Source organism: Shimia sp. FJ5 (assembly GCF_032918335.1).
GTDB classification, from domain to species: Bacteria; Pseudomonadota; Alphaproteobacteria; order Rhodobacterales; family Rhodobacteraceae; genus Shimia; species Shimia aestuarii_A.
Genome location: NZ_JAWJUV010000007.1, coordinates 41874 through 62344, shown reverse-complemented (window position 1 = coordinate 62344; position 20471 = coordinate 41874). Strand labels below are relative to the sequence as shown.

Annotated in this window: 21 protein-coding genes; 13 read left to right on the top strand and 8 right to left on the bottom strand. The window is 58.3% G+C overall.

Annotated features, from left to right (window positions below; all coding sequences use genetic code 11):
* Nucleotides 1–244: 244 nt before the first annotated feature.
* On the top strand, nucleotides 245–1390 hold the full coding sequence (locus tag R1W01_RS17130; RefSeq protein WP_317275379.1) for a glycosyltransferase: 1146 nt from the start codon (nucleotides 245–247) through the stop codon (nucleotides 1388–1390).
* 14 nt (nucleotides 1391–1404) lie between these two features.
* Here the strand turns inward: R1W01_RS17130 and R1W01_RS18415 are convergent, their stop codons facing one another.
* Together R1W01_RS18415 and bhcR are read right to left on the bottom strand one after the other, a co-directional pair.
* Complete coding sequence (locus R1W01_RS18415) at nucleotides 1405–1893, bottom strand: VanZ family protein (RefSeq protein WP_411028173.1); 489 nt, start codon at nucleotides 1891–1893, stop codon at nucleotides 1405–1407.
* A 21-nt stretch (nucleotides 1894–1914) separates the two neighbouring features.
* Entirely contained in the window at nucleotides 1915–2727 is an 813-nt protein-coding gene (gene bhcR / locus R1W01_RS17120; protein WP_317275377.1) for an HTH-type transcriptional regulator BhcR, read from the bottom strand.
* 176 nt (nucleotides 2728–2903) lie between these two features.
* Between bhcR and bhcA the strand changes: the two genes are divergently transcribed.
* From bhcA to bhcD, 4 genes are read left to right on the top strand one after another with little or no spacing between them, the layout of a single operon-like run.
* The gene (gene bhcA, locus R1W01_RS17115; RefSeq protein ID WP_297756669.1) at nucleotides 2904–4076 is read left to right on the top strand and encodes an L-aspartate--glyoxylate aminotransferase BhcA; all 1173 of its coding nucleotides are present in this window, start codon (nucleotides 2904–2906) and stop codon (nucleotides 4074–4076) included.
* A gap of 2 nt (nucleotides 4077–4078) precedes the next feature.
* On the top strand, nucleotides 4079–5047 hold the full coding sequence (bhcB, locus tag R1W01_RS17110) for a beta-hydroxyaspartate dehydratase BhcB (protein ID WP_297756670.1): 969 nt from the start codon (nucleotides 4079–4081) through the stop codon (nucleotides 5045–5047).
* Nucleotides 5044–6204, top strand: coding sequence for a 3-hydroxy-D-aspartate aldolase BhcC (gene bhcC / locus R1W01_RS17105; RefSeq protein ID WP_297756671.1), 1161 nt, complete (start codon nucleotides 5044–5046; stop codon nucleotides 6202–6204). Before bhcB ends, bhcC begins: the two co-directional genes overlap by 4 nt.
* Before the next feature lie 54 nt (nucleotides 6205–6258).
* Nucleotides 6259–7224: an iminosuccinate reductase BhcD gene (gene bhcD, locus R1W01_RS17100; RefSeq protein ID WP_297756672.1), complete on the top strand. Its 966-nt coding sequence runs from the start codon at nucleotides 6259–6261 to the stop codon at nucleotides 7222–7224.
* A gap of 5 nt (nucleotides 7225–7229) precedes the next feature.
* Here bhcD and R1W01_RS17095 read toward each other — a convergent pair whose 3' ends face one another.
* On the bottom strand, nucleotides 7230–7730 hold the full coding sequence (locus R1W01_RS17095; RefSeq protein ID WP_243614363.1) for a toxin-activating lysine-acyltransferase: 501 nt from the start codon (nucleotides 7728–7730) through the stop codon (nucleotides 7230–7232).
* 86 nt (nucleotides 7731–7816) lie between these two features.
* Here R1W01_RS17095 and R1W01_RS17090 point away from each other — a divergent pair, with 86 nt between their 5' ends.
* Both R1W01_RS17090 and R1W01_RS17085 read left to right on the top strand, forming a co-directional pair.
* Nucleotides 7817–7990 carry a hypothetical protein gene (locus tag R1W01_RS17090; protein WP_243614364.1) on the top strand — a complete coding sequence of 58 codons (174 nt, stop codon included), beginning with the start codon at nucleotides 7817–7819 and terminating at the stop codon, nucleotides 7988–7990.
* Nucleotides 7991–8073: 83 nt separating this feature from the next.
* A complete protein-coding gene (locus R1W01_RS17085; protein WP_243614365.1) occupies nucleotides 8074–8247 on the top strand; it encodes a hypothetical protein in 174 nt (57 codons plus the stop codon).
* 148 nt (nucleotides 8248–8395) lie between these two features.
* Here R1W01_RS17085 and R1W01_RS17080 read toward each other — a convergent pair whose 3' ends face one another.
* The 5 genes from R1W01_RS17080 to R1W01_RS17060 are packed head-to-tail and all read right to left on the bottom strand — an operon-like array spanning nucleotide 8396 to nucleotide 14720.
* Nucleotides 8396–9055 (bottom strand): glutathione S-transferase family protein, encoded by a 660-nt coding sequence (locus tag R1W01_RS17080; RefSeq protein ID WP_297756674.1) that lies wholly within the window; start codon nucleotides 9053–9055, stop codon nucleotides 8396–8398.
* On the bottom strand, nucleotides 9052–11052 hold the full coding sequence (locus tag R1W01_RS17075) for an acetyl/propionyl/methylcrotonyl-CoA carboxylase subunit alpha (protein WP_297756675.1): 2001 nt from the start codon (nucleotides 11050–11052) through the stop codon (nucleotides 9052–9054). The genes R1W01_RS17080 and R1W01_RS17075 overlap by 4 nt, the downstream gene beginning before the upstream one ends.
* 17 nt (nucleotides 11053–11069) lie before the next feature.
* Complete coding sequence (locus tag R1W01_RS17070) at nucleotides 11070–12224, bottom strand: acyl-CoA dehydrogenase family protein (RefSeq protein ID WP_297756676.1); 1155 nt, start codon at nucleotides 12222–12224, stop codon at nucleotides 11070–11072.
* 11 nt (nucleotides 12225–12235) lie between these two features.
* Complete coding sequence (locus R1W01_RS17065) at nucleotides 12236–13843, bottom strand: acyl-CoA carboxylase subunit beta (RefSeq protein ID WP_297756677.1); 1608 nt, start codon at nucleotides 13841–13843, stop codon at nucleotides 12236–12238.
* A 22-nt stretch (nucleotides 13844–13865) separates the two neighbouring features.
* Nucleotides 13866–14720: a 3-keto-5-aminohexanoate cleavage protein gene (locus tag R1W01_RS17060; protein WP_297756678.1), complete on the bottom strand. Its 855-nt coding sequence runs from the start codon at nucleotides 14718–14720 to the stop codon at nucleotides 13866–13868.
* 165 nt (nucleotides 14721–14885) lie between these two features.
* Between R1W01_RS17060 and R1W01_RS17055 the strand changes: the two genes are divergently transcribed.
* From R1W01_RS17055 to R1W01_RS17030, 6 genes are all read left to right on the top strand, one after another.
* Nucleotides 14886–16037 carry an acyl-CoA dehydrogenase family protein gene (locus R1W01_RS17055; RefSeq protein ID WP_297756679.1) on the top strand — a complete coding sequence of 384 codons (1152 nt, stop codon included), beginning with the start codon at nucleotides 14886–14888 and terminating at the stop codon, nucleotides 16035–16037.
* Nucleotides 16038–16065: 28 nt separating this feature from the next.
* Complete coding sequence (locus R1W01_RS17050) at nucleotides 16066–16668, top strand: TetR/AcrR family transcriptional regulator (RefSeq protein ID WP_243614372.1); 603 nt, start codon at nucleotides 16066–16068, stop codon at nucleotides 16666–16668.
* Nucleotides 16669–16790: 122 nt separating this feature from the next.
* Nucleotides 16791–17693: a metal ABC transporter substrate-binding protein gene (locus R1W01_RS17045; RefSeq protein ID WP_411028172.1), complete on the top strand. Its 903-nt coding sequence runs from the start codon at nucleotides 16791–16793 to the stop codon at nucleotides 17691–17693.
* Nucleotides 17694–17759: 66 nt separating this feature from the next.
* Nucleotides 17760–18680 carry a manganese/iron ABC transporter ATP-binding protein gene (locus R1W01_RS17040; protein ID WP_411028171.1) on the top strand — a complete coding sequence of 307 codons (921 nt, stop codon included), beginning with the start codon at nucleotides 17760–17762 and terminating at the stop codon, nucleotides 18678–18680.
* On the top strand, nucleotides 18677–19558 hold the full coding sequence (locus tag R1W01_RS17035) for a metal ABC transporter permease (protein ID WP_243614373.1): 882 nt from the start codon (nucleotides 18677–18679) through the stop codon (nucleotides 19556–19558). Before R1W01_RS17040 ends, R1W01_RS17035 begins: the two co-directional genes overlap by 4 nt.
* On the top strand, nucleotides 19558–20421 hold the full coding sequence (locus R1W01_RS17030) for a metal ABC transporter permease (RefSeq protein WP_297756680.1): 864 nt from the start codon (nucleotides 19558–19560) through the stop codon (nucleotides 20419–20421). The genes R1W01_RS17035 and R1W01_RS17030 overlap by 1 nt, the downstream gene beginning before the upstream one ends.
* The last annotated feature ends 50 nt before the right edge of the window (nucleotides 20422–20471 follow it).

Genomic DNA, 20471 nt, shown 5'->3' with positions numbered 1-20471 from the left:
TATTGTATAGTCGTTTGGTTGCGTTTTGCAATCTTTGGTTGTATTTTGAGAATGTGCGCGCTTGAGATGTATTTGAGTCGGATCCGACTCGTGGCCGGAATACGCTCATGATCCAAGGCGGGGTTGTGATCTTGGCCAAGGGTGTCGAAGGTGACACATAGACGACATTGAGAGGAGTTAAGCTGCTCTCGTTCACTGGGTGATTGTCAGTGATCAGGTTCTTAAGGCGGTTCAGAGTATAGTGATGTCAGAGTTTGGCGAGACCCATTTAACCCTATTCCTGCCCGTGTTTCTCGCGGCTCTGGTCGTCTCTGGGGTGATCGTCCTCACACGAAGCGCGCATATTCATCGCACGGCCAAAGGGCACGCCGATCTCGAAATCCAGAGTGTCCATCAGCAGCCGACACCACGTGTCGGAGGTCTTGCCGTTGCGGCGGGTCTCTTTGTCGCCTCTTGTTTGCTCTATGAGGTCTATGGAAACTTGCTTAGCCTGGTCTTGGTGGCGGCGATCCCTATATTTTGCGCGGGTCTCCTAGAGGATATCGGATCCTATTCCAGCCCCCGGACGAGACTGTATGTGGCAATCCTGAGTAGTCTGACGATGGTTGTCTTTACCGGCCAGACCCTGAACTCAGGTCTCGCGCCTGGTCTCGATCAATTGCTTCAGGTTTTCGCTGTTGGTGCTCTCTTTACTGTTCTTGCCACTGTCGCAGTCTGTCATTCTTTCAACTTGGTTGATGGGATGAATGGTCTCGCGATCAGCGTCGCGTCGATTGCGGCTCTTGCTTTGGCGGCCATTGCATACAGCGTCGGGGACTTTCAGGTCGCAGCAATGTCAGGGGCCATTGCGTCCGCGGCGCTGGGCGTGTTCTTCCTGAATTTCCCCTATGGGCGTGTGTTCCTCGGAGACTCGGGTGCCTACCTACTAGGCTTTAGTGTCGCTTGGACCGGGGTCTTGTTGCTGTCTCGGAACCCGGACGTCTCGAGTTGGGCCGTTCTATTGACGATCTTTTGGCCTTTCATTGATACGACGGCTGCAGTCCAGCGACGTGTCTTGAAGCGTGTACCGATTAGCAAGGCTGACAGACTGCATTTCCATCACGTGGTGATGCGCGGACTCGAAGCGAGTCCTCAACTGGGTGTCAGCAAGCGGATCGCGAACCCTCTCACGACCTTCATTCTCTTGCCTTTCGTCGCGATCCCTGCCGGTCTTGGTGTCTTGACGGCGCAGGACAACAGGTTGGCGCTTCTTTGTTTATTGCTATGTGTGTGCGGATACTTCGCGATTAAAAGCGCGGTTATTCGCCATTTCCGTGAGGTTTCCAGAAGCGCGACCCTCCGGTACGTCTTCGATGGCTGGAAGGACGAGGCCGTCGATAGTTTCGGCTGAGATACCCTGCCGTGCTATCGAGTGATCCGGTGGATCGCTTTCCCGACCCAGGCGCCAAGACCAATCCCGACGCCATCCGCGACAAAATCAAGCCACTCGCCAGATCGTCCGACATAGGGCTGGATCAATTCTATCGCTCCGGCGAAAATCAAAGCGCAAACCATGAACCAAGTAAGCCGCTCCCTCGAGAAAAGCGCGCAGGGCAGGATCAAGGTTCCAAAAGCAATCAGGTGATAGACCTTGTCGATATGTGAGAGTGCCGGCGGCGGGCCTGAAACAGGCGTCAGAGTCAGCCAGGCAATGAGGGCGGCGAGCCCGAGCGTTGNGCCGGCGGCGGGCCTGAAACAGGCGTCAGAGTCAGCCAGGCAATGAGGGCGGCGAGCCCGAGCGTTGCGGCATCTACGCTTCGATGCCGGTTGAGGAATGGCATTGTGAATTTCGGCAAGGGCATGATTTTCGGTTTCTAGAGTTTGGTGGCCCGATGGGCAACAGGCGCGCGACACCCTTTCAGGTAGATCAGGATGCTATGCTCCCAAGGCGCTTGAGGCTTCTCGGGCCAGCGTGGCGACGATATCACCGACCTGATCAATGCGATCTCGGGTCAGGCGAAATCCCGGCCCTGAAACCGAGAGCCCTGCAACCGCTTCACCATAGGCATTGGTGATTGGCGCTGCGATACAACGCATCCCCTCATTCGCTTCCTCGTCATCAACGGCAAATCCCTTCGCCTGAATCGTCGAAAGCTCCTTGTCGAGAGCGGCGCGTTCAACGATCGTCTTGCTTGTTAGGGCAGGCATCCCGTGGAGCGAAAGGATTGCGTCGAGCCGGTCAGCCGAGAGTCGTGACAACAGCACTTTTCCAATACCGGATGCATGCATGAGGCTAAGAGTTCCGGGCGCGAAGAAGGCGCGGATCGTTTCCGGGGTCTCGACTTGGCTCAGGAACATCACGCGCCCGTCTCGCTCGATGCCAAGGTTGGCCGTTTCCCCCGTTTCCCTCATGAGCCGTTGCATGATGGGACGCGTTGCGGTGAAGAGATTGGTACGGTTTAGGAAGGTCGATCCAATACGAAATGCGCCGGGTCCGATGTTCCAGATTTGCAAGTTCTGATCAAAGCTCACGATATCATGTTGCAAGAAGGTTGACAGGACTCGGTAAGCGGTCGTTGGAGATTGCCCAGTGCGCTCGGACAGTTCCGTCAATGATGCGCCATCCTCTTCTGCCAAAGCGGCAAGAATATGCAGCGCGCGATCTAACGATTGTATCGTGTTCGCGTCGCTCTTTTCATAGAAGGCACGGGGGCGCCCACGGTTCCGCTTCTTTGTTTCATCAGTCATTGGATCGCTATCCTCAAAGCTTCTGAAAAATTATTTCACCAGCAGAAAAAATGCAAGGCAATGATAATAAATGAATAATCCTAGAAACTACCAAAACGAAAAAATTTTTCGAAAAAATTGAAGACTGATGGCTGGGCTTGCTACTGATGCATGAACATCAAAAAGGCCGCTGTCCCATGTCAGATCAGAACCCCATATTCATCCCCGGACCGACCAATATCCCCGAGGCCATCCGTCGCGCTTGCGATATTCCGACTTTGGACCATCGCTCGACCCTGTTCCGCGATATCTTCTTTCCTGTCTTGGAGAACATTAAACGGGTGCTCAAGACGGAGACTGGCGAAGCCGTGATCTTCCCGGCGTCGGGGACTGGCGGTTGGGAGGCGGCGATCTGCAACACGCTGTCGCCAGGCGATGTTGTTCTTACTTCCGATTTTGGCATGTTTTCCCGAAAATGGATCGACATGTGCTTGCGCCACGGGCTCGAGGTGCGCCGCGCCGATGCAAATTGGGGGCAGGGGCTTCCTGTCGAAGCGTTTGCCGATGTCCTGCGTGCGGACCACGCGCATGAGATCAAGGCCGTACTTGCAACCCACAATGAGACCGCAACCGGGGTACGCTCTGACATCGCTTCGCTACGGGCCGCTTTGAATGAGGCCAAACACCCTGCGCTGCTCCTCGTGGATGGGGTGAGTTCCATCGCCTCCATGGATTTTCGAATGGATGAGTGGGGCGTCGATGTGGCGGTGACCGGAAGCCAGAAAGGATTCATGCTGCCCGCCGGGTTAGCGATTGTCGGTGTGAGCCAGAAAGCGATCGCTGCAATGGAACACGCGCGTCTGCCCCGGTTCTTTTTCGATTTCAGAGATATGCTCACGATGAACCCTTCTGCGGGTTACCCCTACACCCCTGCTGTTGGGCTTTTGAACGGGCTGAAGGCGTCTTCGGAGATGTTGCTAAGCGAAGGGCTCGAGCAGGTTTTCGCCCGACACAAGCGTCTCGCCGAGGGGGTGCGGCGCGCCGTTCAGTCGTGGGAACTGCCGATCTTCGCGGCGGACCCAGCCCTCTACTCGGATACAGTGACGGCGATTGCCTTGCCCCAAGGGATCGACGGCAACGCGCTCGTGGCCCATGCAGATGAATCCTATGGCGTTTCCTTTGGTGCCGGGCTTGGCGAAGTGGCGGGACGAGTGTTTCGCATCGGTCATCTTGGAAAACTGACTGAGGTACAGGCTCTTGCGGGGATTGCCACCGCTGAAATGGCCTTGGCTGATTTCGACGTCCCAATTGTGCCGGGGGCTGGCGTGGCAGCTGCGCAGTCCTACTTCCGCAAGTCCAAAGGAGCGTAAGCATGACGATACCGTCTTTTCAGGATGCGCTCGACGCGCGTGAGCGGATCGCGCCCTATATCCATCACACGCCCGTTCTGACGTCGCAAAGATTAAACGACGCAGCCGGAGCAAAGCTGTTCTTCAAATGCGAGAACTTTCAGAAGGCGGGCGCATTCAAGGTACGCGGCGCGTCCAATGCGGTGTTTGGCCTTAAGGATTGCGATGCTACGAAAGGGGTTGCGACACATAGCTCTGGCAACCACGCTTTGTCCCTCTCCTATGCGGCAGGACAACGCGGCATTCCCTGTCATGTCGTGATGCCGCGCACTGCGCCGCAGGCGAAGAAAGACGCGGTTAGAGGATACGGTGGCCTCATCACCGAGTGCGAACCGTCGACGTCTTCGCGTGAGGCCGTGTTTGCCGAGGTGCAGGCCGACACCGGCGCGAACTTTGTCCATCCTTATAACGATCCACGCGTTATTGCAGGACAGGCGACATGCTCGATGGAACTACTCGAGCAAACAGAAGGTCTTGATGCGGTCGTCGCGCCGATTGGAGGTGGTGGGATGATTTCCGGCACCTGCCTGACGCTTTCGTCGCTTGCGCCAAACGTTGCGATTTATGCCGCCGAACCTACACAGGCAGACGATGCCGCACGTAGCTTCGCTGCGGGGCATATCATCGCTGACGATGCACCAGAGACCGTGGCTGATGGTCTCAAGGTGCCACTGAAAGACCTGACATGGCATTTCGTCAAGAACCATGTCTCGGCGATTCCGACAGCCTCTGAACAGGAGATCGTCGACGCCATGAAACTGATCTGGAAGTATCTGAAGATCGTCGTCGAACCATCTTCGGCAGTACCGCTGGCGACAATTCTGAAGACCCCAGATACCTTTGCCGGCAAACGTGTCGGTGTCATTCTTACCGGTGGCAATGTCGATCTTGATCGCTTGCCTTGGATGCCTCAGCAAGGAGACTTCACATGACCGCAGATATCTATACTGACCTCGAGGTTGGCTATGATGTGCCTGCTCTTCCGGGTATGGCGGAGGGGGACATTCAAACGCCGTGCCTTGTCCTTGATCTCGATGCGTTGGAGCGCAACATCAAGAAAATGGGCGACTATGCCAAGGCGCACGGGATGCGCCATCGCGTGCACGGCAAGATGCACAAATCTGTGGACGTGGCCAAGCTTCAAGAGCGGCTCGGTGGCGCGGTTGGTGTATGTTGCCAGAAGGTCAGCGAGGCAGAGGTCTTCGCCCGCGGTGGCATTAAGGACATCCTCGTCTCAAACCAAGTGCGTGATCGGGCAAAGATTGACCGTCTTGCCCACCTCCCGACGTTTGGTGCGCGCACCATTGTATGCGTCGATGATCTGGCCAACGTCGGTGACCTCTCCGAAGCAGCGCAGACCCATCAGACGACAATCGAATGCCTTGTCGAGATCGACTGTGGGGCGGGGCGTTGTGGTGTGACGACGACCGAAGATGTCGTCGCGATTGCCAAGGCGATCGAAGCTGCTCCTGGCCTCGATTTCACCGGAATTCAGGCCTATCAGGGTGCAATGCAACATCTCGACAGCTATGCGGATCGACAGGCCAAGCTCGACGTTGCGATCGCCATGGTGAAGGATGCGGTTCAGGGGCTAAGAGACGCGGGGATCACCTGTGAGCTCGTTTCTGGCGGCGGCACAGGGTCGTATTATTTCGAGGCGAACTCCGGTGTCTATAACGAGCTTCAATGCGGTTCTTACGCGTTCATGGATGCAGACTACGGGCGGATCCTTGATGCAGAAGGCAACCGCATCGATCAAGGTGAATGGGAAAATGCCTTCTTCATTCTGACCTCGGTCATGAGCCACGCCAAAGCCGATATCGCGATCTGCGATGCGGGTCTCAAGGCGCAATCTGTCGATAGCGGACTTCCTGTCATCTTTGGACGTGAGGACGTGACGTATGCGAAATGCTCTGATGAGCATGGTGTGATCTCTGATCCGCAGGGCGTTCTCAAGGTCAATGACAAGCTGCGTCTTGTGCCGGGACATTGCGATCCGACCGCCAATGTTCACGATTGGTATGTCGGTGTGCGCAACGGTAAGGTCGAAACCCTTTGGCCGGTCTCCGCACGCGGCAAGGCGTATTGATCTGCAAGGCACGTTGTCAAATCGGGCTTGTGAAATCTCAAAAGGAAGAATCTGATGATCATCGTCCCTGAAAAGGATGTCGCGCGTTTCGTCGGTCGTGAAGATGCCTTTCGCGCCGTCGAGCAGGTCTTTGCCTCAATGGCTGCGCGGGAGGCTGGGAACTTCCCCGTGATCCGAGAAGCAATCGGTCATGCGGAGGCTCTCTATGGCTTCAAGTCTGGCTTTGATAAATCGTCACTGGCGCTTGGATTGAAGTCCGGTGGCTATTGGCCGGGCAATGAGGCTAGGGGCCTGACCAACCACCAATCGACCGTCTTCCTGTTCGATGCCGACACCGGGCGCGTCAAAGCGGTCGTCGGCGGGAACTACCTCACCGCAGTGCGGACTGCAGCCGCCTCCGCTGTATCGATCGCGCATCTCGCGCGCGAGGATGCTCGGGTTCTCGGCATCGTCGGGGCTGGACACCAATCCGCGTTCCAACTCCGTGCCGCTGCGGAGCAACGCCCTTTCGAGAAGGTCGTGGGCTGGAACCGCAGTCCTGAACGCCTGGTACGCTTGGCTGAGGCGGCAGAAGAGATGGGTCTCCCCTTCGAGGCCGTTGATCTTGACGCTCTGGGCGCGCAGTCGGATGTGATTATCACGATCACATCGTCCTATGCCCCGATCCTCTCTGACGCACAGGTGCGACCAGGAACGCATGTGGCGTGTATGGGAACGGATACGAAAGGCAAGCAGGAGGTTGACGCCGGATTGGTTGCGGCGGCACGCGTCTTCACAGATGAGCACGCGCAAGCGGTGAGTATAGGCGAATGCCAGCACGCCATTCGCGACGGCCTGCTTCAAGAGATGGCGATCACCGAATTGGGCGCGGTCATCAATGGCACCGCAAAAGGACGCCAGTCTGCGGAGGAGATCACGCTCTTCGATGGCACCGGTGTTGGACTACAGGATTTAGCCGTCGCAAACAGCGTCGTGTTGCGCGCGTCGGAAGCAGGAAGCGCCATAGAAGTTGAGTTCTAAGCGGCTTAATCGTCTTCGCGGATTGACGGCAATCGTCGTAGAACGCGCACCTTCCCATCATGGCCAAAGGCAACAACCCGACGGTCTCCGTGGCGGGAGGGGCGCAGCACATGAATCGGGTCATGATCCTTAAACAGGTCGCCCTTGATATCATCAACAACCTGCCGGTAGTGGCCGCCATTCGCGATCATGCTCAGCAGCCACAAGTCTTTCCCCGAAGTCCAAGCTGCAACATTGGGCAGGCGCCCTCGACTGAGGTATTCTTCTGTCATCTCGTCATTCAAGAACGCCCAGATCAACGCTGCAGACGGGCGCTCGTTCTGATCGAGATAGATACGATACTGCCCCGTCATTAGAGCCGCGTGCAGGATCGATATGGCCTGATCCAGCCGGTAGGCGCCAAAAGAGGGCGTCGTAGCAGCCAATAGGGCAAGCCTGCCCAAATCGCGGTCATAGTCAGCCGGGTTTTCTTTCGGATTGGCATTAAGGTAGGTGAGTTTGGTCACAGGACTATCAAAAACGCTTTGAGAATGAAGGAAGTTGGGGCAGGGTAGATGGACTAGTGCCAACGATAATTCATTGGAGAGCGAAAATGTATAGCAAAATGACCGCTGCGGCTGAGAGCGCCAAAGACCTCATCCAAAGCAGACCAAGATGGCCGAGCGAGATTGAAGACCTCAAGAAGGGACGGCGTATTGCTGAGCCGCTTTCGAAAGAGCAGTTCAAAGAACTGCTGACCATGACCGGTACGTCGCAGACGGCCTAAGGGGCACTGGGCTGTTCCGTGTTTTGATGGCGCGCGGTTCGCTGTCCCTTTTGTCCGATCAAGAGATAATCAGGAGGAAAGCAATGTATACCAAAGTTAAAGAAGCTATTGAGAACTCTATCTCTCTCGAGAAAAGCGCGTTCAAGATCCCGCGCGAACTGGGCGATCTCAAGAAGGAAGTACGTATTACCGAGCCTCTGACCGAGGAACAGTATGAAGAGCTTCTGACCATGACAGGCCCGCCGCAGACGGCCTAAGGTTTTTCGTCCGATTACATCGATCTTGAACCGGCAGCGCGCTATCACACGCTGCCGGTTTTTCTTTGAAGGCTACAGATTTGGCGGTACTGGGCGCGTGCCGTTCGCAGCCTAAAGCAGCCTAAAAGTGTGTCCTACGGTGATCTGCTCATCCGGGGCTCGGCAGTGCTGAGCCAGCACCGCTGGTATTCGCCTCCGCTTGCCGGGATTGCGCGCGCTTGAACCCGTCGCGATCCTTCAAGCGGTCAAGATAGGCGCGTGTTTGCGGCGCATAGTCTGAGGCCGCCCCGGTGAACTCTCCAAGGTAAAGCGCATAGCCCACTGCGATATCTGCGACTGTGAAGCGATCCGCGACAAGCCATTCCCGACCGTCAATATGCTGATCGAGCCACCTTAGCCGCGCGAGATACCATGCCCGATAGTCCCCGGCGACCTGTGGCTGTTTGCGCTCGTCCGGCTCAAAGACGCCGTAGCGCAGCATGAGCGCTTGCGGAAATGTAAGCGTTGCGTCGCTTTGATGTAGCCAGTTGAGATAGGCGCCATAGTCGGGATGATTTGAGGCAACGGAAAGATTTGGCGCATAGAGATCTGCGAGGTATTGGCACATCGCGGCGCTCTCGGTCATACCGGTTTCTCCGTCCTTGAGGAATGGCACGGTGCCCAGTGGATTCACATCAAAATAGGGTTTGTGAAAGGCGCGCGGTGGGAAAGGAAGGACCACAAGGTCATAGTCCAGTTCCATTTCCTCCAAGGCCCAGAGCGGTCGAAAAGAACGGGCATCGAGACAATGCCATAGGGTAACGGTCATACGTGTGACTCCGATGAATCTGTGGCGTCGGGTGAAACAGTCGCAAGAAGCTGGCGCATCCGGACTTGATCTCCTTCGCGGATTGGTAGCTCTGAAAGAGTGCCGTCGATATCTGCTTTGATGGGATGTTCCATCTTCATCGCTTCAAGAACCGCGAGGGTTTGACCCCTTGCAACCCGCTCGCCGGGTTTGGCGCGCAATGCAACGATTGCGCCATCCATGGGGGCCAAGAGGCGCCCGCTTCCCGTGGCTCGCGCGCTGGCCTTCGGGGCATGGGTGATGTTCTCGAACTGGACCGCCCCAGAAGGAGTCTCAAGGTGTAGAATATCGCCATCTAGGGCGAATGAGCGCTTACGGCGCACACCGTCCAACATATAGATACATTGGTGGTCTCCCACCTCGATAAGGTCGAGGCTGACTTTTCCCGCATCGCCTCGCACTTCGTATGAGAGCGTGTCCCTCACGCGCACAACTGAGAGGTTTAGCGCGACCTCTCCAGTCTCGCTCCGGAAACGGTAGCGCCAAGGTGTGGCTGGCGTGTTTCGCCAATCTTGCAAGTCCTGATGAGCGGCCCTTGTGGAAGTATGGGTGAGAGCTGTGGCCAAAGCACAGCTTTCCATATCCGGCGCAGCAGCGCGCAATGTGGTGTCCTCCGTAAAGACGGACCCTAGGAAGTCGGTAGTCGCTTCTCCCTCGGCGAATGTCGGGTGACGCAAGACTTTCGCTAGGAACGCGAGGTTGTTCCGCACGCCAAGCAAAGATGTCTCCTCGACCGCGCGCGCAAGCTTGCGCCGGGTGTCCTCGCGGGTCGCGCCCGATGCCACGAGCTTGGCAAGCATCGGGTCATAGTGCGATGAGACCGCTTGACCGGTCGCGATACCGCTATCCATCCGCAGCCCCGGTCCTTCGGCAGGCTGCCAATGCAAAATAGGCCCGGTCTGCGGCAAGAACCCGTTCTGTGGATCTTCCGCGTACAAGCGTACTTCCATGGCCCAACCAGAGAAGGTGATCTCGTCTTGTGCAAGGGGCAGGGTCTCTCCCTGCGCCACACGAAGTTGCCACTCGACAAGGTCGAGACCGGTGATCGCTTCGGTGACCGGATGTTCGACCTGGAGGCGTGTATTCATCTCGAGGAAGTAGAACGCGCCCTCGGCATCGACGAGGAATTCCACCGTGCCTGCGCCGCGATAGTCACAGGCACGCGCCGCATCAACCGCCGCCGCCCCCATTTTCGCGCGCAACTGCGGGGTGACGAACGGAGAGGGCGCTTCTTCGACGACCTTCTGGTGACGGCGTTGAATAGAGCAATCGCGTTCGCCAAGATGCACGACATTGCCTTGGGCATCGGCAAAGACCTGAATCTCGATATGGCGGGGGCTAAGCACGGCGCGTTCGAGGATCAACTCGTCCGAACCGAAGGCAGAAAGCGCCTCTGAGCGGGCGGCCACAAGGTTCTCGGCGACCTGAGACGGTTCCGTTACGATCCGCATGCCGCGTCCGCCTCCTCCGGCGGAGGCCTTGATCATCAAGGGAAATCCGATGCGCGCGGCTTCTTCGAGAAGCGTGTCATCCGATTGATCCGCACCTTGGTAGCCCGGCACGCAGGGCACGCCCGCCTCGAGCATTGCAAGCTTGGAGAGGCGTTTCGACCCCATGAGCGCGATGGCTTCCGGGGAGGGGCCAATAAAGACCAGCCCGGCCTCGCCGCAGGCACGCGCGAAATCCGCGTTCTCAGACAGGAACCCGTAGCCGGGATGCACAGCCTCGGCACCAGTGCTGCGCGCCGCGTCGAGGATGGCCTCGGCGTTCAGATAGCTCTCTCCGACCGCGGCAGCACCAATCAGCACCGCTTCGTCGGCAGCCTGCACATGTGGTGCGTCCTTGTCGGCCTCTGAGTAGACTGCAACCGTGCGAAACCCTAAATCATGAGCAGTGCGGATCACCCGCATAGCGATCTCGCCGCGATTGGCGATCAGGATCTTATCGAACCTCGTCATTTTGCGCTCCCTAGATCCTAGCCGCGCCCCGGCGCGATCCCCATCAGTTTGCAGATGATGCCTTGCATGATCTCATCCGCACCGCCGCCAATCGGCACGATGCGCAGGTCGCGGTAGAGCTGGTTCACGAGACTGTCCTCAACATATCCCATCCCGCCCCAGAACTGCAGGCATTGATCGGGGATCGTGCGCGTCAGGCGCCCAGCCTTGAGCTTTGCCATCGACGCCAGAAGCGTGACATCCTGCCCGGCAACATACGCCTCGGTCGCACGGTACGTGAGCGCACGTAGAGCCTCGACCTCGGTCTGCATCTCTGCGAGCTGGAAATGCACCATCTGATTGTCGAGGATCGAACGTCCAAAGGCTTTGCGGTCTCGCGTGTACTCGATGGTCGAACTCACACAGAGCTCTAACCCCTTGATCGTCATCGCGGCGCCGAAGAGGCGCTCCTCCTGGAACTGTTGCATCTGGTAGGTAAAGCCCATGCCTTCCTCACCGATTCGAAACCGTTTCGGAACGCGCACGTTGTCAAAGAACACCGGGGCTGTGTCTGATCCACGCATACCAAGTTTCTTGAGCTTTGCGCCGGTGCTCACACCTGGCGTGTCGGCAGGCACAATAATGAGAGATTTGTTCCTGTGCCGATCCGCATCGCCGGTATTGGCGAGCACACAGAAGAAATCCGCCTGTGTCGAATTGGTGATCCACATCTTTTGGCCGTTGATGATGTAGTCGTCCCCATCGCTCTCGGCACGGGTCTTGATGGCGGCGACATCGGAACCGGCATGTGGCTCCGAAACGGCGATCGAAGCGATCTTCTCGCCGCTGATAGCAGGCGTCAGGAATTCATCGCGCAATGCGTCGCTACCGTGCAGGGCAAGTGCCGGGGTGGCCATGTTGGTATGTGCCCCCACCGCCATGCCGATGGCACCAGCGCGCGCGCCGCCAATCTCCTCGGCAAAGATGGTCTCAAAGCTATAGTCGAGCGCCAGCCCGCCATTGGCCTCGGGACGCGAAATACCCAGAAGGCCGAGCGCGCCAAGCTTGGCAAAGATGTCGTGTAGCGGCATCGCGCCTTCTTCTTCCCAAGCCTCGCAATGCGGGTTGATTTCAGTTTCGACAAAACGGCGGACCGTTTCGCGCAGGTCTTTCTGTTCCTGTGACTCGAGCATGGTGTCCTCCCTCAGAACCGTGCGATGCCAAAACTATTGGCGTTGAGATCCCGCCGATCGGCGCAGCGGCAGATGTCGAGAACGTAGGCCAAGATGCGCCGCGTATCGCGCGGATCAATCAGGCCGTCGTCTTCCATTCGTGCGGTAGAGGCGAGCGCGGAGGTCTGGGCCTCCATCATGTCGCGGGTCTGGGCTTCCATCGCCGTGAGCTTCGCCTCGTCCACTGCTCCTGCCTTGGCCATCTTTGCCTCGGCCACGATACGCAGGACCATTCCAGCCTGTGCCCCGCCCATGACCGCGGTGCGGCTATTGGGCCATGAGAACAGGAAGCGTGGATCAAAGCCGCGACCGCACATAGCATAGTTCCCGGCGCCATAAGAGCCGCCAACATTGATTGAGATCTTCGGCACTTTCGCGTTGGCCACCGCTTGGATCATCTTCGAGCCATGTTTGATGATGCCGTTCCTCTCGGGGTCGGTGCCGACGAGAAAGCCGGTGATATTATGCAAGAACAGGATCGGGATACCCGCCTGTTCACAAAGCTGGATGAACTGCCCACCCTTCGCCGCGCCCGGTGCGGTGATCGGGCCGTTGTTGGCAATCACCCCACAGGGCTGCCCCTCGATACGAATATGGCCACAGATTGTCTGGGCGTCATATTCGGGTTTGAAATCGAGGAAGTCCGAGCCGTCCGCGATCCGCGCAATGATCTCGCGACAATCATAAGGTTGTTTCGGATCGGCGGGCACCACGCCAACAAGCTCTTCGGCGGAGAATTTCGGTTCACTGAAACCAGTGTTGGTGTTGTGCGACGATTGCCAGCCGAGATTGGCGAGAATGTCGCGTGCAATGCGGATGCCGTCGGCATCGTCCTCGGCAAGGTAGTCTCCGACGCCCGAGATCTGCGTATGCATCTCTGCACCACCAAGCTCTTCATCTGTCGCAACCTCGCCCGTCGCGGCCTTGAGGAGAGGCGGGCCGGCGAGGTAGGTCGTCGCCTGCTGCTTCACCATGATGATGTAATCCGAGAGGCCCGGTTGGTATGCGCCACCCGCCGTCGCCGAGCCATGCACGACCGTGATTTGCGGCAGACCCGCCGCCGACATGCGCGCTTGATTTGCAAAGGCGCGTCCGCCCTCGACGAACATTTCCGCCGCATGAGCAAGGTTCGCACCGCCCGATTGCGCAAGTGTCACCACGGGGAGCTTGTTCTCGAGCGCGATCTCCTGAAGCCGGAGTTTCTTGCGCAGGCCCACGGGAGAGATCGTGCCGCCTTTGATCGCAAAGTTATCGACGATGACAACGGCCCGCGTCCCCGATATATACCCGATCCCCGCGATACAACCTGCACCCGCGCCGGTGCCGTCCCTATCGTCGAACATTTTGTAGCCTGCGAGTGCGCTTAGCTCGAGAAAGGGAGACCCGGAATCCAAGAGAAGATTGAGCCGGTCTCGCGGCATGAGGTTGCCGCGTTTCTCGTATCTCGGGCGTGCAGCCTCGGCGGCCTCTTCGACCTTTGCTTCTATGGCGCGGAAGTGATCGACATGAGCCTGCATCGCCTCGGCGTTGGCGTGGAACTCGGGCGAATGCGGGTCAAGGAGGCTCTCGAGTTTCGGCATGTGGGTCTCTCCTGAAAACGGTTCAGAGGAACAGGGCGCGGGCCTCGTCCGGTGAGGCGATGCTACGACCGGACTCTTCGGCAATCTTGGCAAGCGCCTCGATCAAGGGTCCATTGCCTGAGGTGCGGCTCCCGTCGGGGAGGTAGAAGGTATCCTCAACCCCTGTGCGCAAGTGGCCGCCCAACTCGGCGACCCGGCGGTGCACAGGCCAGATTTCCTGACGCCCGATCAATGTCGCCTGCCATCGTGCGTCCTTGGCCATGTATTTGCGCAGGAGCGGTAGGAGCTCCGCATCGCAGGGCATGCCCGAGGCGACGCCCATCACGAGGTTGATATCGGCCTGATCGACAAGGCCAACTTGCCGGAACATCTCGACCGAGCGCACGATCCCAAGGTCGAAGCACTCGAACTCGGGCCGCGTGCCTGTTTCGCGCATTACAGCGAGCAGCTCCTCAATCTTCTCTACCGGGTTCTGGAAGAGCATTGGCGGCCAGGCCCAGCTTCCGTCGGATTTGGCTTTGAGGTAGTTGAGGCTCCCGGCGTTGCAGGCGGCGATTTCGGGTTTCGCGGCCCTGAGGCAGGCGATCGGGCCGCTTTGGTCGCTATCCATGGTGCCGGTGGTGAAATTCAGGATCACGCCGGGGCAGGCGGCGCGCACCGCGTCTGCGATCTCGGTGGCGACAGACGGATCCCATGACATGAGATGCCCCTTGCCCGGTTCCTGCTGGCGGAAATGCATGTGAATGACGGAGGCCCCGGCATCATAGGCCTCGCGCGACGCCTGCGCCATTTCCTCCGGAGTGACGGGGACCGGGTGTTGCTTTGGGTTGGTGAGGACGCCCGTGACGGCGCAGGTGATAACGACTTTGTCTGACATTGCTTTCCCTCCCACGGAACCAGCAGGACGCAACGGCGATTCCCGGTTGATCTTGCCATCAGGGTAAAGTTCAAACAGTATACCAAGCAAGCGCTTGGTTGGGAATCTTTCTATGACGTTGGGTCACAGCTGGGTGCGGGTTTGTGAGAAAAGGAATGATGGCCCATGTCCCTGAGCTATTTCAACGAGACCCACGAGATGGTGCGCGATACCGCGCGGCGCTTTGTCGAACGCGAGGTGAAACCCTACGTAGATGATTGGGAAGAGGCCGGGCACTTTCCGCGCGACCTATATGAAAAGGCCGGTGCGCTCGGTCTTCTTGGCATTGGTTATCCAGAAGACATTGGTGGCTCAGGTGGCGACGTGTTTCAGAAGGTTGCTTGGATCGAAGAGTTGATGCGTGCGGGGTCAGGTGGTCTTGCCGCGAGCCTTGGGTCACTCGATATCGGCTTGCCGCCGATGGTGCGCTTTGGGTCAGAGGATTTGCGGCGCAAGGTCGTGCCACAGGTACTCTCGGGCGAGAAGATCGCGGCCCTTGCAATCACCGAGCCTGGCGGCGGCTCGGATGTCGCCAACCTCCAGACCAAAGCCCACCGCGAGATGGTCAATGGGCGAGAGGTTTTCGTCGTCAATGGTGCCAAGACCTTTATCACGAGCGGCTGTCGTGCGGATTTCTACACGGTCGCGGTGCGCACGGGTGCGGAAGGCTATGGCGGTGTGAGCCTCCTGCTTGTGCCGCGCGAGACACCGGGGTTTTCAGCAAGCGCACCGCTTCGCAAGATGGGGTGGTGGGCGTCCGACACTGCGGAGTTGAGCTTTGAGAACTGCGTCGTGCCGGTCGAAAACCTCATTGGGGAAGAGAACCAAGGCTTCCGCATCATCACATCCAACTTCCAATCAGAGCGCCTGACACTCGCTGTCATGGCGAACATGACCGGGGAACTCGCCTTTGAGGCGGCGCGCGCGTATGCACAAGAACGAAAGGCCTTTGGCGCAGCCCTGACAGCGCATCAAACCATCCGCCACAAGCTTGTCGATATGGCGACGTTGCTCGAAGCGAGTCGCGAGTTTACCTACCGCTGCGCCGCTCGGATGGAGGCCGGAGAGGTGATCTTCAAGGAAATTTCCATGGCCAAGAACGTCGCCACAGATATGTGCGACAAGGTGACATATGACGCTGTGCAGATCCTTGGCGGCATGGGGTATATGCGCGAGACACTGGTCGAGCGGCTCTATCGCGATGCGCGCATTCTATCGATCGGTGGTGGCACGCGCGAGATCATGAACGAGATCATTGCGAAACAACTCTCTCTATGAGGGACAGGCACAGGATGGAGATGCGTCTATGAAAGCGGAGCAGTCAAAGGCGAATGCAAAGACGTCGCACGCCGCGCCAAGCGCTGCGAAGCGCCGCATTCTCGACGCGGCTGCGCGGCTCTTCCGACAACATGGGTTTGCCCGCTGCACGGTGCGAGAACTGGCTGAAGAGGTGGGGATTCTGTCGGGGAGCCTATTTCACCACTTCCGGAGCAAAGACGAGATCCTCTTTGCTGTCATGGAAGAGGTCATCCTCGAGATGGATCGTGCGTTGGAAGAAGGCCTGGGGCGTGCTGAGACCTCCGAGGCGCGTATCCGCGCACTCGTTCATAATCAGTTGCACTTTACCCATGGCCCGCGCGCCGATGCGACGGCGGTGCTCGTGCATGAATGGAACGCGCTTTCGCCTGAGGGGCAGGCGGATCTTCTGAAGCGCCGGGATCGCTACTTCGCGCGCTGGCACGCAGTTTTTATTGAGGCCAAGGTCGAGGGCCTTGTCGATGTCGAGCCGACCGTGCTGCGTCAGTTGCTGCATGGCGCGGTTGTCTGGACCGCCTACTGGTATGATCCGAATGGAGCGATGAGCCTCGAAGAGCTCGAAGAATCCGCGTTGTCGCTCGTGCTCAAGTAAACAGCAATCATGAGGGTGGGTGGATGTTTTTGAGAATCGTTCGCATTTAGCTTGACAGTTGCGAGTGATTTGCATTTACAGTGCGCAAAGATCGTCTATATTTCGACTGAAAGGAAACGCGCATGTCTCAATCTCTCTTAAAGGCAGCCACGCTCGCTGCTGCTCTGACAGCCACGGCTGGCATTGCAGTTGCGGAAGACAAGATGAAGGTTGTTACGACCTTCACGGTACTCGCTGATATGGCCGCCAACGTGGCGGGCGATGCGGCAGAGGTGGTCTCGATCACCAAGCCAGGCGCCGAAATCCACGGCTATGAGCCGACACCGCGCGACATCGTGCGCGCCTATGATGCAGACCTGATCCTGTGGAACGGGATGAACCTCGAGCTCTGGTTCGAACAGTTCCTTGCAAACCTTGGTGATATTCCCTCTGCGACGCTGAGCGACGGGGTCGACCCAATTCCGATCGCCGAAGGCTCTTACGAGGGCAAACCCAACCCACACGCTTGGATGGGGCTCGACAATGCGCTGATCTATGTCGACAACATCGCGTCTGCATTCGCAGAGCAGGATCCGCAGAACGCGGAGCTCTACCAAGCCAATGCCAAAGCCTACAAAGACAAGATCCGCGCCACGATCGAACCGCTTCGCGAAGCTGTCAGCGCCATCCCCGACCAGCAACGCTGGCTTGTCACCTGTGAAGGCGCGTTCAGCTATCTGGCGCGAGACTTCGGTATGAAAGAGCTCTATCTCTGGCCGATGAACGCCGATCAGGTTGGTACGCCGCAACAGGTGCGCGCGGTGATCGACGGGGTGCGCAGCAACGAGATCCCGGTGGTCTTTTGCGAAAGCACGGTCAACACGGCCCCGGCCAAGCAGGTCGCGCGCGAGACGGGTGTCGCCTATGGGGGTGAGCTCTATGTCGATAGCCTGAGCGAGGCCGACGGCCCTGTGCCAACCTATCTGGACCTTCTGACCGTCACTTCGCGCACAGTCTCGGATGGGCTTGCGGCGGCCATGAACTAAATCTCCTGCGCGGCACCGGTACCATAATGAAACGGCGCCGCGCACATACGAAGACAGGACGACCAAATGCTAGACGCCAAGACCGCTTCCGTTGAGCCGATGGAGGACAGCACCCACGCGGCAGGGATATCCGCTCGTGACGTGACGGTGACCTATCGCAACGGCCACACCGCCATGTGGAACGCAAGCTTTGAAATCCCGCGTGGCACGGTCACGGCGCTTGTCGGGGTGAACGGGTCCGGGAAATCTACGCTCTTCAAGGCAATCATGGGTTTTGTGCCTGCCGCAAAAGGCGATATCCGCATCCTCGGCATGAGCGTCCGTGACGCGCTGCGCAAGAACCTTGTTGCCTATGTGCCGCAAGCCGAAGAGGTCGACTGGGCCTTTCCAGTGTTGGTGGAAGATGTGGTAATGATGGGGCGCTATGGGCATATGGGTTTTCTGCGCCGTCCGAGCGCGAAAGACCACGCAATGGTCGATCAGGCCTTGGGGCGGGTCAATATGCAGGATTTCCGCCACCGCCAGATCGGCGAGTTGTCCGGTGGCCAACGCAAGCGCGTCTTCCTTGCCCGTGCGCTCGCGCAGGACGGGCAAGTAATTCTGCTTGATGAGCCGTTTACAGGCGTGGATGTGAAGACAGAAGATCAGATCGTTGCGCTTCTGCGCGAGCTGCGCGACGAAGGTCGTGTCATGCTGGTTTCGACCCACAACCTCGGCTCCGTGCCTGAGTTCTGTGATCGGACGGTCTTCGTCAAAGGCACAGTGTTGCGCTATGGCCCGACGGAAACCACCTTCACACGCGAAAATCTTGAGGAAGCCTTCGGCGGCGTCCTGCGTCACTTCACCCTTGGCGGCACGGACTTGCACGAGGACGAAGACGCGCGCTCGGTCACGATCCTGACCGATGACGAACGCCCCTTCGTCCAATATGGCGACAAGACCCGGACTCAGGAAGACGGCCCGACCGAGCCGGAGGGCGGCGCATGATTGACCTCATGCTCGAGCCGTTTTCCTACGGCTACATGACCAACGCCATGTGGGTCTCGGCGCTTGTCGGCGGGGTTTGTGCCTTCTTGTCGGCCTATCTCATGCTCAAGGGCTGGTCCTTGATCGGCGACGCTCTCTCGCATTCCGTCGTGCCAGGGGTGGCCGGGGCCTATATGCTCGGACTTCCCTTCGCGCTCGGCGCGTTTATCGCGGGCGGTTTGGCCGCTGGGGCTATGTTGTTTCTCACGGAGCGCTCGGGCCTCAAGGTTGACGTGATCATCGGGCTGATCTTCACGTCCTTTTTTGGCCTTGGTCTCTTCATTGTCTCCATCAACCCAATGTCGATCTCAATTCAGACGATCACTATGGGCAATATCCTGGCCATCACTCCAGAAGATACCCTGCAACTCGCGGTGATCGGGTTTGTCTCACTCGCTGTGCTTTTGGCCAAATGGAAAGACCTCATGGTGACGTTCTTTGATGAAAGCCATGCGCGCGCGATTGGCTTACGTCCGGGGCTGCTCAAGGCCATATTTTTTATTCTCTTGTCGGCCTGCGTCGTTGCGGCAATGCAAACGGTCGGCGCTTTTCTCGTGATTGCGATGGTCGTCACACCGGGCGCGACCGCCTATCTCTTCTGTGACCGCTTCCCGCGCCTGATCGTCCTGTCGGTCTTGATCGGCACCCTGACAAGCTTCTTCGGCGCCTATATCAGTTACTTCCTCGATGGCGCGACAGGGGGCATTATTGTCACCTTGCAAACTCTGATCTTCCTTGCGTCCTTCGTCTTCGCTCCCAAGCACGGTCTCCTTGCCGCGCGACGCAAGGCCGAACAGGCGCTACGCAGTGGACCGAACACCACTCAGGAGGCATCGTGATGGAATACGATCTCGCCATGGCGCTCATGCCGTTCAAATTTCCCTTTATGCAGAACGCTTTCCTGATCTCGATGATCGTGGCGATCCCAACGGCGCTCCTGTCCTGCTTCCTCGTCCTCAAGGGCTGGGCACTGATGGGCGACGCAGTGAGCCACGCGGTCCTGCCGGGCATCGTCCTTGCCTATATACTTGGTATCCCGCTCATTGTTGGCGCCTTTGCCGCCGGAATGTTCACCGCGGTCGCGACCGGTTACCTCGCGGGCAATAGCCGGATCAAACAGGATACCGTGATGGGCGTCGTCTTTTCTGGCATGTTCGGGATCGGCATCGTTCTGTTCGTCTCGGTCGAAACCAATGCGCATCTCGATCATATCCTCTTTGGCAATATGCTAGGTGTCGGATCGGGCGATCTCTGGACCGCCGGGCTGATCTCGCTCGCGGTCGGCCTTATCCTGGTGGTGAAGTGGAAAGACTGGCTCCTGCATAGCTTCGACCCGGCTCAGGCACAGGCCTCCGGTCTCTGGGTCCATTGGTTGCACTACGGCATGCTTGCTGCGCTGTCCCTAACCATTGTCGCGACACTCTCCGCGGTCGGACTTATCCTCGCCATCGGTCTCCTGATCGCGCCCGGCGCGATTGCCTTCCTGCTCGTGCGCAAGTTCTCGACCATGCTCTGGGTGGCAGTCGTGGTCTGTATGTCCTCGATGCTCGCAGGCACGTATCTGAGTTTCTTCCTCGATAGCGCACCGGCACCGACTATTGTCTTGATTCTAACTGCGCTCTTCATCATCGCCTTCATGCGCCGCCAAGTGCTCACGCGGCGCACCACGCGACAGGGAACCGAGACGCCCCAAGAGGGCTAAGCGCGACGCTACGGCCGCTGGCATGGGTTTGTGGGATCGGGTAAACACGA

Coding starts and splice junctions, on each gene's coding strand:
- R1W01_RS17130 (WP_317275379.1), top strand. CDS start 245: ATGTCAGAGTTTGGCGAGACCCATTTAACCCTATTCCTGCCCGTGTTT.
- bhcR (WP_317275377.1), bottom strand. CDS start 2,727: ATGACTGATGAAACAAAGAAGCGGAACCGTGGGCGCCCCCGTGCCTTC.
- bhcA (WP_297756669.1), top strand. CDS start 2,904: ATGTCAGATCAGAACCCCATATTCATCCCCGGACCGACCAATATCCCC.
- bhcB (WP_297756670.1), top strand. CDS start 4,079: ATGACGATACCGTCTTTTCAGGATGCGCTCGACGCGCGTGAGCGGATC.
- bhcC (WP_297756671.1), top strand. CDS start 5,044: ATGACCGCAGATATCTATACTGACCTCGAGGTTGGCTATGATGTGCCT.
- bhcD (WP_297756672.1), top strand. CDS start 6,259: ATGATCATCGTCCCTGAAAAGGATGTCGCGCGTTTCGTCGGTCGTGAA.
- R1W01_RS17090 (WP_243614364.1), top strand. CDS start 7,817: ATGTATAGCAAAATGACCGCTGCGGCTGAGAGCGCCAAAGACCTCATC.
- R1W01_RS17085 (WP_243614365.1), top strand. CDS start 8,074: ATGTATACCAAAGTTAAAGAAGCTATTGAGAACTCTATCTCTCTCGAG.
- R1W01_RS17080 (WP_297756674.1), bottom strand. CDS start 9,055: ATGACCGTTACCCTATGGCATTGTCTCGATGCCCGTTCTTTTCGACCG.
- R1W01_RS17075 (WP_297756675.1), bottom strand. CDS start 11,052: ATGACGAGGTTCGATAAGATCCTGATCGCCAATCGCGGCGAGATCGCT.
- R1W01_RS17070 (WP_297756676.1), bottom strand. CDS start 12,224: ATGCTCGAGTCACAGGAACAGAAAGACCTGCGCGAAACGGTCCGCCGT.
- R1W01_RS17065 (WP_297756677.1), bottom strand. CDS start 13,843: ATGCCGAAACTCGAGAGCCTCCTTGACCCGCATTCGCCCGAGTTCCAC.
- R1W01_RS17060 (WP_297756678.1), bottom strand. CDS start 14,720: ATGTCAGACAAAGTCGTTATCACCTGCGCCGTCACGGGCGTCCTCACC.
- R1W01_RS17055 (WP_297756679.1), top strand. CDS start 14,886: ATGTCCCTGAGCTATTTCAACGAGACCCACGAGATGGTGCGCGATACC.
- R1W01_RS17050 (WP_243614372.1), top strand. CDS start 16,066: ATGAAAGCGGAGCAGTCAAAGGCGAATGCAAAGACGTCGCACGCCGCG.
- R1W01_RS17045 (WP_411028172.1), top strand. CDS start 16,791: ATGTCTCAATCTCTCTTAAAGGCAGCCACGCTCGCTGCTGCTCTGACA.
- R1W01_RS17040 (WP_411028171.1), top strand. CDS start 17,760: ATGCTAGACGCCAAGACCGCTTCCGTTGAGCCGATGGAGGACAGCACC.
- R1W01_RS17035 (WP_243614373.1), top strand. CDS start 18,677: ATGATTGACCTCATGCTCGAGCCGTTTTCCTACGGCTACATGACCAAC.
- R1W01_RS17030 (WP_297756680.1), top strand. CDS start 19,558: ATGGAATACGATCTCGCCATGGCGCTCATGCCGTTCAAATTTCCCTTT.